Annotated in this window: 15 protein-coding genes; 11 read left to right on the top strand and 4 right to left on the bottom strand. The window is 51.0% G+C overall.

What is annotated here, in order from left to right; all coding sequences use genetic code 11:
- The gene (locus F1593_RS11890) at positions 1 to 1329 is read right to left on the bottom strand and encodes an SWIM zinc finger family protein (protein ID WP_149401784.1); all 1329 of its coding nucleotides are present in this window, start codon (positions 1327 to 1329) and stop codon (positions 1 to 3) included.
- Between the two features lie 263 nt (positions 1330 to 1592).
- On the opposite strand from F1593_RS11890, the gene F1593_RS11895 reads away from it, so the two are divergent.
- The 6 genes from F1593_RS11895 (at position 1593) to F1593_RS11915 (ending at position 4672) form a co-directional block, all read left to right on the top strand.
- Positions 1593 to 1970 (top strand): hypothetical protein, encoded by a 378-nt coding sequence (locus tag F1593_RS11895; RefSeq protein ID WP_149401785.1) that lies wholly within the window; start codon positions 1593 to 1595, stop codon positions 1968 to 1970.
- 49 nt (positions 1971 to 2019) lie between these two features.
- Entirely contained in the window at positions 2020 to 2412 is a 393-nt protein-coding gene (locus tag F1593_RS11900; RefSeq protein ID WP_149401786.1) for an Hsp20/alpha crystallin family protein, read from the top strand.
- Positions 2413 to 2464: 52 nt separating this feature from the next.
- Positions 2465 to 2587 carry a hypothetical protein gene (locus F1593_RS29610; protein WP_268907044.1) on the top strand — a complete coding sequence of 41 codons (123 nt, stop codon included), beginning with the start codon at positions 2465 to 2467 and terminating at the stop codon, positions 2585 to 2587.
- A gap of 223 nt (positions 2588 to 2810) precedes the next feature.
- On the top strand, positions 2811 to 3563 hold the full coding sequence (locus F1593_RS11905) for a sigma-70 RNA polymerase sigma factor region 4 domain-containing protein (RefSeq protein WP_149401787.1): 753 nt from the start codon (positions 2811 to 2813) through the stop codon (positions 3561 to 3563).
- A 228-nt stretch (positions 3564 to 3791) separates the two neighbouring features.
- Positions 3792 to 4166, top strand: a complete 375-nt coding sequence (crcB, locus tag F1593_RS11910) for a fluoride efflux transporter CrcB (protein WP_149401788.1) — start codon at positions 3792 to 3794, stop codon at positions 4164 to 4166.
- Positions 4167 to 4171: 5 nt separating this feature from the next.
- A complete protein-coding gene (locus F1593_RS11915) occupies positions 4172 to 4672 on the top strand; it encodes a fluoride efflux transporter FluC (RefSeq protein WP_172632069.1) in 501 nt (166 codons plus the stop codon).
- Between the two features lie 358 nt (positions 4673 to 5030).
- On the opposite strand, the gene F1593_RS11920 is transcribed toward F1593_RS11915, so the two are convergent.
- The gene (locus tag F1593_RS11920; protein ID WP_149401790.1) at positions 5031 to 5918 is read right to left on the bottom strand and encodes a helix-turn-helix transcriptional regulator; all 888 of its coding nucleotides are present in this window, start codon (positions 5916 to 5918) and stop codon (positions 5031 to 5033) included.
- A 158-nt stretch (positions 5919 to 6076) separates the two neighbouring features.
- Between F1593_RS11920 and F1593_RS11925 the strand changes: the two genes are divergently transcribed.
- The gene (locus F1593_RS11925) at positions 6077 to 6880 is read left to right on the top strand and encodes an SDR family NAD(P)-dependent oxidoreductase (protein WP_149401791.1); all 804 of its coding nucleotides are present in this window, start codon (positions 6077 to 6079) and stop codon (positions 6878 to 6880) included.
- A gap of 430 nt (positions 6881 to 7310) precedes the next feature.
- A complete protein-coding gene (gene xylB, locus F1593_RS11930; RefSeq protein WP_149401792.1) occupies positions 7311 to 8849 on the top strand; it encodes a xylulokinase in 1539 nt (512 codons plus the stop codon).
- A 75-nt stretch (positions 8850 to 8924) separates the two neighbouring features.
- Here the strand turns inward: xylB and F1593_RS11935 are convergent, their stop codons facing one another.
- Both F1593_RS11935 and F1593_RS11940 read right to left on the bottom strand, forming a co-directional pair.
- Entirely contained in the window at positions 8925 to 9671 is a 747-nt protein-coding gene (locus F1593_RS11935) for an endonuclease III domain-containing protein (RefSeq protein WP_149401793.1), read from the bottom strand.
- A 166-nt stretch (positions 9672 to 9837) separates the two neighbouring features.
- A complete protein-coding gene (locus tag F1593_RS11940; protein WP_172632070.1) occupies positions 9838 to 11946 on the bottom strand; it encodes a serine/threonine-protein kinase in 2109 nt (702 codons plus the stop codon).
- Positions 11947 to 12182: 236 nt separating this feature from the next.
- Here F1593_RS11940 and F1593_RS11945 point away from each other — a divergent pair, with 236 nt between their 5' ends.
- The 3 genes from F1593_RS11945 to F1593_RS11955 all read left to right on the top strand — a co-directional run bounded on the left by F1593_RS11945 (position 12183) and on the right by F1593_RS11955 (position 16502).
- Positions 12183 to 13103 (top strand): class I SAM-dependent methyltransferase, encoded by a 921-nt coding sequence (locus F1593_RS11945; RefSeq protein WP_149401795.1) that lies wholly within the window; start codon positions 12183 to 12185, stop codon positions 13101 to 13103.
- A gap of 676 nt (positions 13104 to 13779) precedes the next feature.
- Positions 13780 to 15189 (top strand): sugar porter family MFS transporter, encoded by a 1410-nt coding sequence (locus tag F1593_RS11950; protein ID WP_149401796.1) that lies wholly within the window; start codon positions 13780 to 13782, stop codon positions 15187 to 15189.
- 581 nt (positions 15190 to 15770) lie between these two features.
- The gene (locus F1593_RS11955) at positions 15771 to 16502 is read left to right on the top strand and encodes a metal-dependent transcriptional regulator (protein ID WP_149401797.1); all 732 of its coding nucleotides are present in this window, start codon (positions 15771 to 15773) and stop codon (positions 16500 to 16502) included.
- Positions 16503 to 16564 lie beyond the last annotated feature (62 nt).

Below are 16564 nucleotides of genomic sequence, written 5' to 3' on the forward strand. Positions count from 1 at the left end.
TTAGAGTAGATGATAGGTGGTGTGATCGACCAGCACACCCAATGGCAATAATGCCTCACCATTCCATTCACCGGCAAAATCCAGAGGATGTCCTCCTGAAAGTGCCAGCAATTTCCAGTGTTCATTCGCTGTCTCGACGAGAGGAACGGCCTGGCCCACCTGATCACTTAGATACCAGCGATTCTGGTTACTATCGTAGATGGGAATGGCGGATTGGAGCAGGCAGAGAAAGGTTTCACGCCAGGGCTGTTTGGCTAATTGGGTCGCGACCTGGGCGAAAAAAGCATCGAGCGTTTCAGCCCCGAATGATCCCTGGATGGCCTGAGGCATGTCTGGCCGCCGCACGAATAATGCTCGCTGTGGATCGTTTCCCGGCCAGTAGACGATCTCCGCCCGTTGCTGCATTCCCAGTGGAAAGTTCTCTGCAAAAGGAGCGCTGGCATAGGCAAATTGTAGTATCTGGGCGCTGCGACCGGTTTCCTTTCCATAGAGCCAGGTTGATTGGACACGATTGCGCTCGACTTCACTTGTCTGTTGTCCCAGCATGAACCAATCGTCGCTGACATGTTCACCACGCTCATGTACCTCTGCCTCTTTCAGTGTCCAGCCAACCAGCAACTTGATATCCTCTTGCAGTGGTGGCGCAAAGCGTTCGAGATGGTGATAGGACTCGCTGAGGAGCGCCAGTTTTCCCAGCTTCCCGAGCAGCTTTTCGGTCCAATCTGGCGATGCATGCGGTATAGCTGACATCGTACGGAGTGCTTGTGCCAGCCCGAGTGCCTGCGCATCCACCATTTTTGCAGCCTGTTGGTGCCAGATGGTGGTTGAATGCGTGTCCAGGCTGCCCAGACCGTTGCGTATCAGATCCTCAAGCCAGAGATCGAGTTGCGCAATACCTTGCAGGATTTTCTCCTGTCGCTTTGCAGTACTCTTCTGAGTACTACTGGCGGCTGGCTTTTTTGTTGGACCCTGCGTCGCCAGCGTCGCTTTCTGTTGCTGGATCGCGGAGCGTTTGTTCAGCCAGCTGATTACCCAGTCCGGTGGTTCGCCTGTCGCGATGGCGGTAGGCGTATTCGCGCATAAATAGAGCAGGCCCAGGCTATGTTTGCAGGGTATTTTGCGGCTGGGACAACTGCATTGTGTGGTCAGTGTAGAGAGTTCAATGCGAACCTGATAGAGTGCGCTGCCCTGACATTCGCCCCACAATGCCTGAGCGTTTTGTCCGACAGTTTTCCAGTTTTTGGGCAGGGAAAGCTTTCTACCAGCATTCGCAACACTGACATCAGGAGCCATTTTTGCGACCTGATCGACTGTGACATGTATATTCAATCCTGAAGCCCCCTAACGTCTTTTTGTATTCTACTTATCTATTCCTTCGCCATCCTATAAAAGTGGAAAAGATAGGACCTGCGCAGTGAGATGTGAAGGGAAGTTGATGCGTTCTTTGAAACTTCTTCCCCTATCTCATACGTGAGAGGAGTAGCATTTACTTGTATGACAGGACTGTTTTGCTAGTATATTCCTTTGATCCTGCGATTGTAAGCAATGCAACACCGAGGATGAGTTTGTTTATATAGAATGGAGGATGAAGAATGGAAGCTCATCAGAAGCAAGTGGATACGCAGACCGCTGAGCAGAAAGCTTTGAATGATCGCGCTAACGCCGAGGGCACGACCCCTGAACGGATTCAGCAGCGGCAATCCTCAGGCGAGCAGCAAGTCGTTCCCGGTACCCGGCATGGTCGCCCATTGGTTGATGGTTATGCGGTGACGGAGGGCGAGAACTATGCGACACCTCAGCGTGACGAGCTTGAAGGCTATGATCCCGCCCATAGCGGCGTGCGTAGCGCCAAGAACCAACCTGGTAAGCCAACCGAGACGCCGGGGCGTGACGAAGGAACCGCCTGGTCTTCGCAGGAACAGAATGGTAGTGTACGCGACACATTCGATAAGAAAAATCCCGCCCAATAAGCGCACATAGAGTCGGTAGTGTCATTACTACAATGGAAAGGTACACATCATGCAAGAGAAAACAAAAATCCAACATATTCCGGTAAAAGTATACCGTACCGCCGATCACCTGATGGTCGCTGCCCCCATGCCCGGCTTGCAGCCAGATGATATAACGGCTGAAGTCACAACGGACAATCATCTCATCCTGCAAGGCGAACTGCGCGGCATCCTCAAAGAGATGAAAGAATTGCTGGTCGATGAGTGGAGTGTTGGTGGTTACTATCGTGATATTACCCTTCCCTCAATCGTTGATGCAGTGCATGCCAATGTCAGCTATGGCAATGGTGTACTGGTAATCGCCTTCCCGATTAGTCAGCAAACGCATCCCGACCGTCTCACTCTGCAGCGCATCGGCGTCGACCGTGGTGAGCATCGCGGTACCGCCAATGTCAACCCATAACACATCATAGAGGTAATCCACCCAAAAAGATAGGCATACAAAGAGTCAATTTTTGGATATTTTAGAAGCAACTTTTCTGGAAGTAGAAGTGCAGGAGATGCAATCTCCCGCCCAGATTTCAGAGGTGCATCCTGATTTTTCCTCCCTCCACGCTTATAATGAGCGCATCATTTAATGGTAGAGGCATTCACCTGAAAAGGCCCCATTCGATCCTGAATAGATCGAATGGGGCCTTTTCAGGCTGGATTTAGTGCTTTTTGGCACGTTTCGTAACGGTCTCGTAACGGTGAAACTGTACAATAAACAAACAGAAATATATCAATGTTCTGTTCATGATAGAAGGAAAGTTAATTGATTGTTTGTTAAGTAAGTGATCTCGTGATAAATGAGGTGTATGTGTGTCAGTACAATATGCAGCAGTGACGACTGATCTCGCACCGCCCCTACCTGTAGCTGTTTCTCCGCCACGTGTTCAACGTATGAGTTTGACCGAACTAGTAAAAAATTGTCAGGTGGAAATGCAGCGTTATTGTCGTGGTGAGGCGGATGATGAGTGTTATGCCCTGGAGATTTTCCGACGAGCTATGAAGTTGCACGATCCTCTGGCCTGGGATGCGTTGCAGCAGTGTTTTTCTGGCCTGGTTTTTACCTGGATGCGTCGCCATAGCAGGCGTGAGCGTGCCTGTTCCCTGGACAGTGAAGAAAATTATGTGGCACAGGCCTTTACACGCTTCTGGCAGGCCAGCATAAATAATGCTGAATTACATTTTTTTTCTCTGGCGTCAGCTTTAAATTATTTACGTGCGAGTCTGAATGGGGCGATTATGGATACCTTGCGTGTCTATACACATCTGAACGAGATTCCCCTGCCAGATGCCAACGATAGCGTATTTGTTAGAGAATTGGCCGCTGAAGAGCATGAGGATGGTGATGAACTCTGGCAGATTGTGTGTTCTCTCTTGAGCGGTGAGCGCGAAAAACGCCTGGCGTATCTCTATTTTCACTGTGGCCTGAAGGCACGTGAGATTGTCCAATTTTGTCCCGATGAGTTTCATGATGTGCAGGAAGTCTATCGTTTACGCCATAATATATTCAAACGCCTGACCCGTAACGCCGACCAGATTCGCTGGCGTTTAAGCTCTGAGGCATAAAATATGCTATACTGGAAATAGAAAAAGTACTCAGTGGCGATGGAGCTCGCCAGATGAAAGAAGTATCTTTTATCGAACCGCAGAGAAGCTGATAGCCCCTGACAACGTATGAGAACTTGCGCGTTGTCGGGGCTTTTTGCGTGCACTGTTGCAGGCTGTCCTTTTGTATAGATGTTACAGTATATTATGCTTTAGTGTTCATGCGCAGGTGAAAAAGATTTTATGCAGATGTCGTATTTGTTACAGTTAGTGCTGATAGGTAGCGCGGGTGCTTTTGGTGCGGTGGCACGCTACGTGCTGGGTCATCTTGTTGCCAGCCGTGTTGGTTCTACATTTCCCTTTGGAACGTTAATCATCAATGTCAGTGGCTCTTTTGTCATTGGTGTGCTTTTTGCGTTAACGGCGCGCCATCTCCTGAGTACGACCGGACAATTGATCCTGGCGACCGGCTTTCTGGGTGGCTATACCACCTTTAGCAGTATGTCGTGGGAAGGAGTACAGTTAGCGCGTGCCGGAAGTCTGCGTGCTAGCGTGCTCTATCTAGGCGAGAATGTGGTATTGGGACTGCTGGCGGCGAGCGCAGGTATCGCGTTAGGATGGTGAGTGTAGTGCATAAAGAACATTTACAACTGAAGCGCCTGCTAATCGTCTTCTGTGGCGGCTTTCTGGGTACGCTGGTGCGCTATCTGCTCAGTCATACCATTCAGGGGATACTGGGGACTGGCTGGCCGTATGATATTCTCTTGATCAATATTACTGGCGCATTTGTGCTGGCGTTCCTCTCAACGCTGGCGGATGCCACGGTCTATGTGACACCTGAGCGCCGTTTATTTCTCAATGTTGGCTTTTTAGGAGCCTATACAACTTTTAGTAGTCTGGCACTAGGGGATGTCAACCTCTTCGCCAACCAGAAGATCTGGCTGGCGCTGTTGTATCTCGCAGGTAGCCTGTTGGGAGGTGTGCTCGCCGCCCTGACTGGTCAATTCTGGGGCTACAAAATCGTACAACGTGTCCGAGCACGCCAATCCATCGGTGTCCAGGACCAGGATGAATTGTTGGGTGTACATGCCAGTACACAGGCACTCCGAGATGAAGAGCAGCTCTATTAAACCGCCCACGGCACGCACTTACAGGAAACGAGCCAGAAAGCCCTGTCCATTCATAGCAGGGATGAATGGCTCTTCCTGATTGACAACCATTAAAACATTTTGTATACTCTCCTGTATGAAATGAAGCCATTGCAAAAAGATTCGTCTGAAGACGATGAGGCACGATACCCACCTCACGGTTGGTTGGGCTTCATGCACCACAAGAACAAGTGGTTGGTACCGAGGGGCACTCGGAAACCTGCAAACCTCGGTTTGCGCAACGCTTCTGGACATGTGGACCGCTACCTTTCAGTTGTGAGACTGATGGGCAAGTCTCATGGATGAAGGAAGAATCCCTGTGCATTTATGCCAGGGAGTGTCAAATCTTTCCATCATGTATATGAGACTCCTGATCTTTGTGTTGATACCACTGCTTCAGGAGCTGCTCCAGTTTGCGAGGTGTGTCTGCTTCCTCCAATGGTGTATACACAGTGACTTTGAGATCTGGTGTGTCAAAGACCTGAAAGGTGAGACGTTCAAACATGAGATATCCCACCTGTGGATGGTTGAGCGTTTTCCGCCCTTCTTGTCCACTGAGGACTTCATGATCAGGCCACCAGGCGCGAAATTCGGGGCTGGAGAGCATGAGGTCATGGATCAACTCGGTCAATTGGGGGTCTTCAGGATGACGGCCACAGCTGCTACGGAATTGTGCTAAGAGCAGTCGCGCATCTTCTTCCCAATCGACGATGAATTGCCGAGACAAGGGATTGGTGAAGATGGTCCAGATGGTATTGCGTTCGCGGCCGGTTCTCAAGTGGAAATCGCCAAAGATAGCGCATCCGGCATCGTTCCAGGCCAGTGTATCCCATCGTCTTCCTGACACAAAGGCTGGACGAGAGCCAAACTGGTCAAGGAAATGCTGTAACGCTGGACTTACGACCTCAGGTTCTAGCACAAGTGCTGGCGGTGGTTGCTGATGTGCTAAGAGGAAGAGATGGTTGCGTTCATTCGCATCCAGACGTAAGGCCTGTACCAGACGTTCCAGGACCTGTGTCGAAGGAGTAATAGGGCGTCCCTGCTCCAGCCAGGTATACCAATCGACGCTGACACCAACCAGTTGGGCCACTTCTGCCCGCCTGAGCCCAGGTGTTTTGCGCCTGCTTCCTCGTGGCAGGTCCACCTCCTCAGGGGTTAGCCTTGCCCTCCGGGTACGCAAAAAATCTCCGAGTTCCTGCAAGCGATGTTCTTGTTGCTGACTTACCATCCTCTGTTATCCTTACATCTGGAATGTTTACTCGCGAACCATAGGAGTCTTAATCCTATGATTAATGCTCATCTTGTCCTGTGATTTCTTTCAGTATACCATCACAGAGATGCAGGTGAAGTGCCTGCGATCAAATGAGTGAAACATGAGGTATTCATATGGATTTAAGACTGGCAGGGAAGAGGGCACTGGTGACTGGATCGAGTTCCGGGATAGGTGAGGCGATTGTGAAGCTGCTCGCTGCGGAGGGTGTTGCTGTCGTCGTGCATGGTCGCGACGAAAGCCGGGCCAACGCTGTAGCCGAAACGATCCGCGCTGAAGGAGGGAAAGCCGAGGTTGCTCTTGGTGATCTCGCCACCGACACTGGCGCTGACGCGGTTGCCGCCGCGGCGCTCGCTGGCGGACCGATTGATATTCTGGTCAACAATGCCGGAGTCATTCCATTTCATTCATGGGCGGAGGCAACGGCTGAAATCTGGGCCCAGACATACAACAGCAACGTGATTTCTGGCGTGCGGATGATCCAGCGCCTGGTACCGCAGATGCGCGAGCGACGCTGGGGTCGGGTGATCCAGATTGGTGGTGGCCTGTCGCAGCAGCCTCAGGCTAGTGGGCCGCACTACAACGCGTCGTTGGCTGCTCGCCACAACCTTGCGGTCTCCCTCGCGCGTGAACTGAAGGGCACCGGCGTGACATCCAACGTCGTGTCTCCCGGCGCGATCCTTGCGAGCGAGGCAGCTCGGGCAACGTTAATCCACATGGCACAGGCTCATGGCTGGGGCGAGACGTGGGAGGAAATGGAACGCAACGCTACCCAGGCCATCGCTCCAAACGATGTCGGTCGTCTTGGTCGGCCAGAGGAGATCGCCGCAGCCGTAGCATATCTGGCCAGCCCGAGCGCTGATTATGTGAGCGGCGCAACGATCCGCGTCGATGGCGGCACGATTCGTTCGGTTATATAGTATCGGTTATATAGTATCATTCGAACAAGGAATGTGTTTGATTCCCATGCTCTCCACGATCTCTGTGCATGAGTTTTCGCACCTGCGGTGCTCAAACCAATGTTTAGTATGTGGTGCAGGAAAGGTGTACAGCACCTTTCCTGCACCACATACTAAAAACAGTTGAGGCACACTAAGAAGGGCACAGGCGCTTGCACCTGCTAGCAGGTGAGCAGTAAGATCCCGAGGGGAGTAGGAATCAAACACTTTGAAGGAGAATAGGGTTTTCCCCATATTCTCCTTGTTCGAACGGCGTTGTCCGTGAGGAGTGGGTGCTCTGATCTGTGCAAATGGTCGATTTTGGCGTACAATCAAGAGAAACCGATGGATCGATGGATCTGTGGATCGTATTATGAGCCAAAGATGGCTGAGTATAGTAAAGGAGCGTTCAATGCAATCTCTGCTTGGTATCGACCTGGGGACAACAGGAGTCAAGGCCGCCCTTTTTGCTGCTGAGGATGGGCACGTCATCGCTGATGCATTTGTAGATTACGAATTATATCATCCACATCCTGGATGGGCGGAGCAGCAGCCTGCTGAGTGGTGGCAGGCAACTATTTCAGCGATTCGTAGCTGTCTTATAGAGGGAGCACGCCTTGGCGTTTCCGCTGAAGATGTGCGTGGCCTGGGTTTGTCGGGCCAGATGCATGGTGTCGTGCTATTGGATAGCAATCAGCAGGTGTTGCGTCCCTGCATTATTTGGGCGGATCAGCGTAGCGATGCGCAGTGCAAATGGATCACGGAGAAGGTTGGCGCGAGTAAGCTGATCGATTATGTGAGCAATCCAGCCCTGACGGGCTTTTCCGCGCCGAAGTTGCTCTGGATTCGTGATAATGAGCCTGAGATATTTGCACGTGCACAGACGATGCTGTTGCCAAAAGATTATATCCGCTATCGTTTGACCGGCGTGCTGGCAATGGAGATTTCTGATGCGGCTGGTACCTGCTTGTTGGATGTAAAGCATGGTCAGTGGTCGCAAGAGGTTTTAACGGCCCTGGAACTGAACCCTTCGTTGTTGCCGCCAGTGGTGCCTGCTGCTACGGCGAGCGGCACGATTACTGCCGAGGTCGCTGATCTGACTGGTCTGCGTCAGGGGACACCTGTAGCTGGCGGTGGCGCGGATAATGCCTGTGGTGCTGTCGGCAATGGTGTGGTTGAGCCCGGTCTGGCCCTGGTCTCAATTGGTACCAGTGGTATCGTGCTGGCTCATGCCCAATCCCCGCAGGTAGATGCTTCGGGTCCGGTGCCACGTGTGCATACCTTTAATCATGCGGTTCCCAACGCCTGGTATCTGATGGGCGTAACGCAAGGTGCTGGACTCTCCTTCCACTGGCTGCGTGATAATATCGGCCTGCCTGAGCATGCCCTTGAGCGCTGGACAGGTATTGATTCCTATGAACTCCTGGCGCGCGAAGCCGCAGGCGTATCTGCTGGTAGTGATGGTCTGGTCTTCCTCCCCTATTTACAGGGTGAGCGTACACCCCATCTGGATGCCTATGCACGCGGCGGTTGGATCGGTCTTACCGCTAGCCATGATCGTCGCCATCTGATTCGCTCTGTCCTGGAAGGGGTCGCGTTCAGCCTGAAGGACTGCTACTCGATCATTCGTGAGCAAGGACTGGAATTAAATCAGTTACGTGCCACTGGTGGCGGTGCCAAGAGTCCTATCTGGCGGCAAATCATTGCTGACGTATTGGGAGTTGAATTGGTAACTACTAATGCCAGCGAGGGGCCTGCCTTTGGCGCGGCGCTGTTGGCAGGAGTCGCAGGTGGCGTCTATGCATCTGTTCAGGAAGCCTGCGCTCAGACCGTCAAGATCGTCTCGCGCACAGAGCCCAACACCGCCCTGGCACCCGTTTACGAGCAAACATACGAGGTCTACAAAGCCCTCTATCCCGCACTGAAACCGATTATTAGTCGTCCGCTCTAACCAGTAAGCATATCCAATTCTACCCGGCAGGCGTCCTTGCGTTCAGCGTAACAGAAGGGTGCCTGCCGGTTTTTTCTATGCTTCGGGCTTCACGACCGTTTTGTAGTAGTCGCAGAGATCGGTGATCGCACATCTATTGCAGAGTGGATGCTCATAGACGCAGACGCGTTGTCCATGTCTCAGTAAAGCCTTGTGGAAATTATAGATACTACGTGCATCCTGGGGTAGGAGCGCCTGTAAGAGAGGATGGGCGGCTTCGGGCGTCACTTTCTTGCCGATCAAGCCCAGTCTGATCGAGACGCGGTGGACATGCACATCGACTGGTAAGAGTGGGAATTGGCAGGAGAAGAGGAGTACGCAGGCGGCAGTTTTGGGTCCTACCCCTTCAAAGCGATTGAGCCACGCGGCGGCCTCTTCGACCGGCATGGTGCGTAGAAAGTCAAGATTGAGCTCGCCGCGCTCGGCGGTGATCTGGCGCATAATATTTTGCAGACGTGGCGCTTTGACTTCAGGCCAGTTGACGTTAGCGATGGCATCCTGCACCTCATTTGTCGGCGCATCGCGCACTGTTTCCCAGTTCCCAAAGCGTTCTAACAGTTGTGCATAGGCGGCGGCGGTCTGTTCGTCTTTTGTACGATGCGAGAGGATGATATCTACCAGCATGCTCAGAGGATCTTTCTCGGACCAGGCCGATACCCCATAGGCCTCTGTCAGGCGTCGTGATACCGCCAGGGTTTTGGCTGAGAGGGCGAGGATATCGGTGGAGGGATAGCCATATTCTAAACCATCCTTGCGCCTGCTGGTGCGCGATTCTGTTTTCATTTCTATTCCCATCTTTCTATTGTTATAGCTGATTTTCTGGTCTGTATTGTCTATACGGAATGGGATGGGGTGACTGTTGCAGTCGTGCGGCAGAGGAGGTCGTAGCTAAGGGGCAGGAAGAGAGGGCAGGCGAGCGCGTGACTGCTCTCTTCCTGTATTAAAATCCTTAGACCAGTTGGTAGGCGTTGATTTCGCTGTCGGTGATGAAGAGGGTATTATTGGCAACGCTGGGACGGCTCAATTTTCCTAATCCCATTCTCTCGGCCAGGATGAGTTTACCGTTCAGGGCATCCAGGAGATAGAGTTCCTGGCTCTGGGTGACGAGATAGACAATGCCATCCACGGCCAGTGGAGTGGCATCAATCTCACTCCTGAGGTTGGCAACCCAGATCTGGTCACCGCTGATGACGTCGATTGCGAGAATTCTGGTGTGGGCCGCGCTATTGGGGAAGGTTCCCTGCAGACTGATATAGGCAATTCCTGCTGTAATCTCGATGTCGTGAACGATAGGCTGCTCAATTCGAATGGTCCAGTAGGTTTCACCAGTCTGCATGTCAATAGCGTATAACTGATCTTCGAGTGAGAAGAGGCAGACAATGCTTTCCGCATGCGGAAAGGCTGCGTGTAGATGTCCCACGCTTGAGAAAGTGGCGAGCTTTTGACCATGCTCAGAATCAACGACATAGCAATGCCCACGTGCACTGGTGATATAGACGGCGTTATCGGCTATCATCGGGTGGCCTTGTAGCGCGGCTTTGAGCGTCACATTCCAGTATTCCTGTCCCGTGGCGGCATTGACGGCGTAGACGGTATGCTGAGAATGGGCGTAAACGATATCATCGGTGACGATGGGGGCATCCTGCAACAGTTCATCGGTTTCTACACTCCAGTAGATTTCACCGGTATCGGCATCCAGGGCGCAGATCTTACCCGCTGTCTCGACGTTGCCGGAGCAGAAATAGACGATCCCCTGCGTAATCACAGGCGCGGAATGGATGCCAGCATTATTCTTGTAGGACCAGAGATGCTCGCCGGTTGCGGCATCCAGGGCGCGCAGATGGCGGGGACTGGCGGTCGTGCGCGTACCATCACTATAGGTTCCGGCATAGATAATGCCCTTCGTGACGCTGGAGGCGGAGTAAAAAATGCCCGCGCTCCCCGAAGTGGTGGCCCAGAGTGGACGGATCTGACTGACAGACTGTCTGGTGGAAGATGTATGCTGCGCTTGCGCCGGACGCACTGTCCGCGATGGCACTGACTGCGTCTGTGGCTTCTGCTTCTGCTTCTGCAGGAAAGGCGGCAGGTTGACATGAGGATTCGCTGGCGTGGTGCCGCGTTTATTGTGCAGCGACATATCATTTTCGGGCGCACTTCCCTGGTTGGTTTTTGTAGCAGGATGTTTGCCGGTACGCGAGGTGACGGCGCTAGAAGCGCGTCCCTGCGCTGGACGCACCTGCGTTGCGGCATCCTGAAGTGCCTGGATAAAGTCCGAGACATTTTCATAGCGATCATCGCGCTCTTTTGCCAGCGCTTTGAGGATTACCGTTGCCAGTTCGAGTGAAATAGCGGGATTGAGATCGCGTGGTGCGATGGGCTGCTCATAAATATGTTTATACCCGATGGTATAGGGATCGTCCGCGATGAAGAGTTGTTGACCGGTAAAGATTTCATAAGCGATACAGCCCAGTGCATACTGATCACTCTTTTTACTAATTTTTCCTTTAAATTGTTCGGGCGACATATACGCAGGTGTCCCAATCTCATCGACGCGCCGTGTTTTCTGGATCTGTAGCGCGATGCCAAAATCTGCCAGCAGGGCGTCGCCATTGGCATCAAAGAGAATATTGGCTGGTTTAAGATCCCTGTGTACGATATCCAGATCGTGGGCATGTTGCAGACCATCCCCAACCTGTTGCAGGACCCGGACACCATCCTCTAAAGGCATCGGGGCCCCATTCAAGCGATCCAGGTGATCGCGCAACGATCCTCCCGGCGCGTATTCCGCCACAAAGAATGGATACCCTTCGTAGAGATTGGCGTCGCTAATTGACAAAATATGAGGATGCGACAGGGCATCCAGGATGACAGCTTCCTGAAAGAAGCGATCAATTTCCTCCTGTGAATTTAAAGCCGTATTTAATATCTTGATCGCAACGGGAGGTTTTTGTGCCAGCAGGAAGTGTTTGCCAAGATAGACACTCCCAAATGCCCCTTGCCCTAATACTTGAATGAGTAAATAGCTGGCAAGTTGTTTGCCTAATAATTCTTCCTTCACCAAACGCATCCTTTACACCGAGAAACTATACTGATAGTGTTGCATAGAATTATATACGATTTGTCACCTCTTCAGAAGACTCTCCTTTTTCTTTCCCTCGCTTTCAAATTGAGGCTCTTCTGTCAAAAGAGAAGAGCAGGTGTTTTTCATTTTCAAATGGTATCAGGCTAGCATATAATGATACAACAACACTACGTTGTTCTGAGGAATATTCACCCTATTGGGAAGGAAATTTTATGCACTTATTTAAGCGCCTGCAAGCTAAAATCGCGCATGATAATCAGACAATACCGTATGCTAACAATCCGGTCAATAGAGAATCGGATATGGTGACTGATGATCCCTTTCCATCTGTTATTGATGCCCCTTACTTACTGGCTCATGATTTACCTGAACACAATCGATTAGAATTTCAGCATTTTTTTCTCAAAGGAGTTCTTCACACTAATTATCAAGCTCCTCTTGACAAGACATCACTACAGGCTATTCTGGATGTTGGATCGGGCACTGGTCGCTGGGTCATTGAAATGGCGCAGTCTTTTCCACAGGCAACCGTCACGGGATTGGATCTTGTCGAGACCGCGATCACTGATCCACCCAATATCTTGTTTGTGCAGCATAACGCGTTGGATGGTCTTCCCTTTGCCAATGATTGTTTCGACTATCTGCATTCGCGTCTGCTCGTGGCAGGTATTCCAGCGGCCGCCTGGTCGAGCCTGCTTCTGGAATATGTACGTGTCACACGGCCTGGCGGCTGGATCGAGCTTCTCGAAGGGGGCACCACATTTGTCAATATTGGTCCTTGCACCCAGCAATATCTCACCTGGTGGGACCAGATAAGCCGACAACGTGGTATTGATGCATCCTTGATCAGCCAATTGCCTGAAATCATGCAGCGCATCGGCGTCAAAAATCTGAGAAAAAGGCTTCTGCATGTCCCGATTGGCGAATGGGGTGGACGTGCTGGCTCCTTATTATTGACGAATATCACGGCGGGCTGGAAAAATCTCAGGGGGACCTTCATCGAGCAGCTCGGTATTGCTCCCAGCCAATTTGATTACACCTTCAATGGTTTGACAGAAGAATGGGAGCGTCTTCATACCCAATACGAATACATCTCCATCTTCGGACAAATTCCCGATCCTCGTACTCGATAAATGCGCCAGACTTCTATTTCGCCTAAAAAACTCTTGAACGGCATTGGCGCGAAGATTCATAAGGAAGTGTCAGCCTCCCGTGGTCTCCAAGGTCTCTGTGCATGAGTTTTCGCACCTACGCTGCTCAAAAGGGTTTTAGTGTGTGATGCAGAATATGTGCATAGCACATATTCTGCATCACACACTAAAAAAGGCGTGAGCGCGTCAGCGCTCACCTGTGGGTGAGCCACAAAATCCCGATGGTCTTCGCCATCCTGGCGCCTGCCAGCAGGTCAGCAGCAAGATCCTGCTGGTAGAAGGAATCAAACACTTTGTAAGCTCGACTTTGTACAACTTTGAAAATGTGAGCTCGAAAATGCGTCGCACGCACCCTTTTTCGCAGGCTTAAAAGCCTAAAAATGTACAAAGTCGAGCTAAGCGAGAATCGCAAAAATTGAGCATCAGGTATACTTGTTACAGGTGTAGCGTGGAGAGGGAGCAAGGGTGAAATTCCACCAACTATTTCCACCTTTGGGTTGATTACAATGCATAAATAGACTTTGTATACTGACTATGTTGTTCCTCTTCCGGTATCCCTTCAATGGTGAAGGGGGCACCTTTGGGATATAAAGCATGTATCACCAAAACAAGGCTGTTGGATTGGCCGGTTCTTTTACCATGATGGTGGAGGTATATTATGGAACAAGCAAATCCCCGGCCACAGAAGCAGTTGTCTGTTTACTTTATTACCTGTGTTGCCGCTCTGGGTGGCCTGCTATTTGGCTATGATACTGGCGTGATTTCTGGCGCACAGCTTTTCCTGGTTCAGACCTTTTCGCTCAATTCGCAGCAGCAGGAATTGGCCGTAAGTTGTGTACTGGTTGGCGCGATCATTGGTGCTGTGATCACAGGGAAGATAAATGACGCTATTGGGCGTAAGAAAACCTTGTTAGGATTGGGCATTTTGTTTACAATAGGCGCGATTCTGACAGCTATCGCGCCTAACTTTGTACTCTTTCTCTTGTTTCGCCTGATTGTCGGTATTGGAATTGGTTCCGCTTCCAGCGTGGTGCCGACCTACATCTCTGAGATGTCTCCATTCCAGATTCGTGGTAAACTGGTAACTTTCTATCAGTTGGCGGTAACCATTGGTATTGCGCTCTCCTATGGGGTAGATCTTTACTTCGCACATCTCGGTATGGGTTGGCCTCCCATGTTTGCATCGGCTGCCATTCCAGGTGTTTTACTGACTGTGGGCATCTTGATGAGCCTGGAGACGCCACGCTGGTATGCCAGTAAGGGACGTTGGGATGATGCTCGTGGGGTGCTTGAGCGTATCCAGGGGGCGGACCCGGATTTTGAGCTGAACGAAATTCATTCCTCTCTCTCCATCGATCAACAAAAGGGTCGCCTCGCGGATCTCTTCGGACCTGGATTACGCTGGGCACTACTCGTCGGTGTTGGATTAGCCGTTTTGCAGCAGTTTGTGGGCGTCAACACCGTCATTTACTATGCCCCGACGATCTTCCAATCCGTTGGTGTGTCGTCAGCCAGTAGCGCGATCCTGGCGACCAGCGTGGTGGGTATCGTCAATGTGCTGGCAACCATTGTGGCGTTGTTCCTGGTTGACAAAGCAGGACGTCGGATTCTCCTGATCGCTGGCTGTATTGGCATGATTATTGGACTGGGATTGCTGGGCGCAGTGTTTGCTATTGGCCCTACTCATGCCAGTCTTGTGACCCTGATTGCCTTGATGATCTATATCATCGCTTTCGCTATCAGCATGGGACCCGTTTTCTGGCTGATGAGTGCGGAAATTTTTCCTACCAAGGTCCGTGCCGCTGGCGCAAGCACCTGTTCCTTCTCCAACTGGGTTGCGAACTTCCTTGTCAGCGTAACCTTTTTAACCTTGATTAATGGCCTGGGATCGGCGGGCACCTTCTGGCTCTATGGTATCATCGGTGTGCTCACGCTTGTCTTCTGCATTACGCTGGTACCGGAAACCAAAGGCAAAACCCTGGAGCAGATTGAGGGCTATTGGATGAATAATCGCCATTGGGTTCCTTCGACCCAGCACACACCATTGAGTACCGGACATGGCGATTAATATGGAAAACAAATTGCGAACTCACCCTGTAGAGAAGGCCTGATCCCTTGTGATCAGGCCTTCTCTTTGTCGCATAATCGCCACAATGAGAAAAATGCCCACATTACCACTTTTTTAGCAATATTTGCAATAGTGATCAAATTTAGCTTGAGATGTAAATACTAATAAAGTATTGTTAATATTTATAAATATATTTGTCTATAGATTAAATGCTATTCATAGTAATGATATAAAAAATGCAAAAATATTGTGCAATGTAACCAAAAATTCCATTGACGGAGCATCTACCGCCTCTTTATACTGATAATGTGAGTAGAGATGTCTCCAGGCATTCGTTTAGCTTGCTAATGGGTCCGCTTGCTTGTTGTGCGGCTGGATTCTCCTCGGAGCACAAAGATGTGTCGAGTCGCACATGCTCATTTCTTCAAACTCCCCTAAATATTCCTCAATCTCTTTTTGCCGCCTTCGGCTATAAAGAGAACGGGAATTCCCTGTATTTTTGCAGTTCCCCTTGAATTTGTTTTGGTTCTGTGGTACTCTATTTTTTAGAGGGCTGAAATAATTTTTAAGGAGTGAAAAAAGTGCAAAAACCTATTCAGGAACTTGCACCACGTATGAGTGATTGCCTCAAGCTTATCTATTCGCTACAGGAGCGGGGACAAAAAGTTTCGACTTCTGTTGTGAGCGAGCATTTGAGGGTCAGTGATGCAACTGCGACGATGCTGTTCAAAGAGCTGGCAAATGTAGGTTGGGTTGAGCATGTTCCGTATCATGGGGTGCGTTTGACCCCCGAGGGTACGCAGCGGGCGATGGAGGTGATCCGCCATCATCGTTTACTGGAGCTCTATCTGGCACGCGAATTGGGATATAGCTGGGATAAGGTGCATGCAGAAGCGGATAGATTAGAGCACGTCATTTCCGAAGAATTTGAAGAGAGGGTTGATCGATTGTTGGGATACCCTACGGTTGATCCTCATGGCGATCCTATTCCCAGTAAAGATGGAGTGATGGTGGTTCAGCCAGGTGTGCAGTTGTCACAGTTGGCGATTGGACAGGTCGGGCGGATCTTGCGCGTCAGCGATCAAGATCCTGAGAAGCTCTGTTATTTAGGGCAGCTTGGTCTCTATCTGGGATGCTCGATTGAGTTGATTTCGCGTGCGCCCTTTGGCGGCCCACTCGGAATTCGGGTTGGCGAGGTTCCTACACAGAGTGAACATATGCTGGGAATTGAGCTGGCTGATCACATTATTGTGACGTCTCCGTCAACGGAGGCTGTACGTACTGATACTAATAGCGCAAGCATACAGGCGTAGAGGAAAGACGCATAGCATCATGCTTCTGGCGCGGGCGACCGCGTTGGAAGTACAAAAGTAAG

Origin of the sequence: Dictyobacter arantiisoli (genome assembly GCF_008326305.1) — a bacterium.
Taxonomy (GTDB): Bacteria; Chloroflexota; Ktedonobacteria; order Ktedonobacterales; family Ktedonobacteraceae; genus Dictyobacter; species Dictyobacter arantiisoli.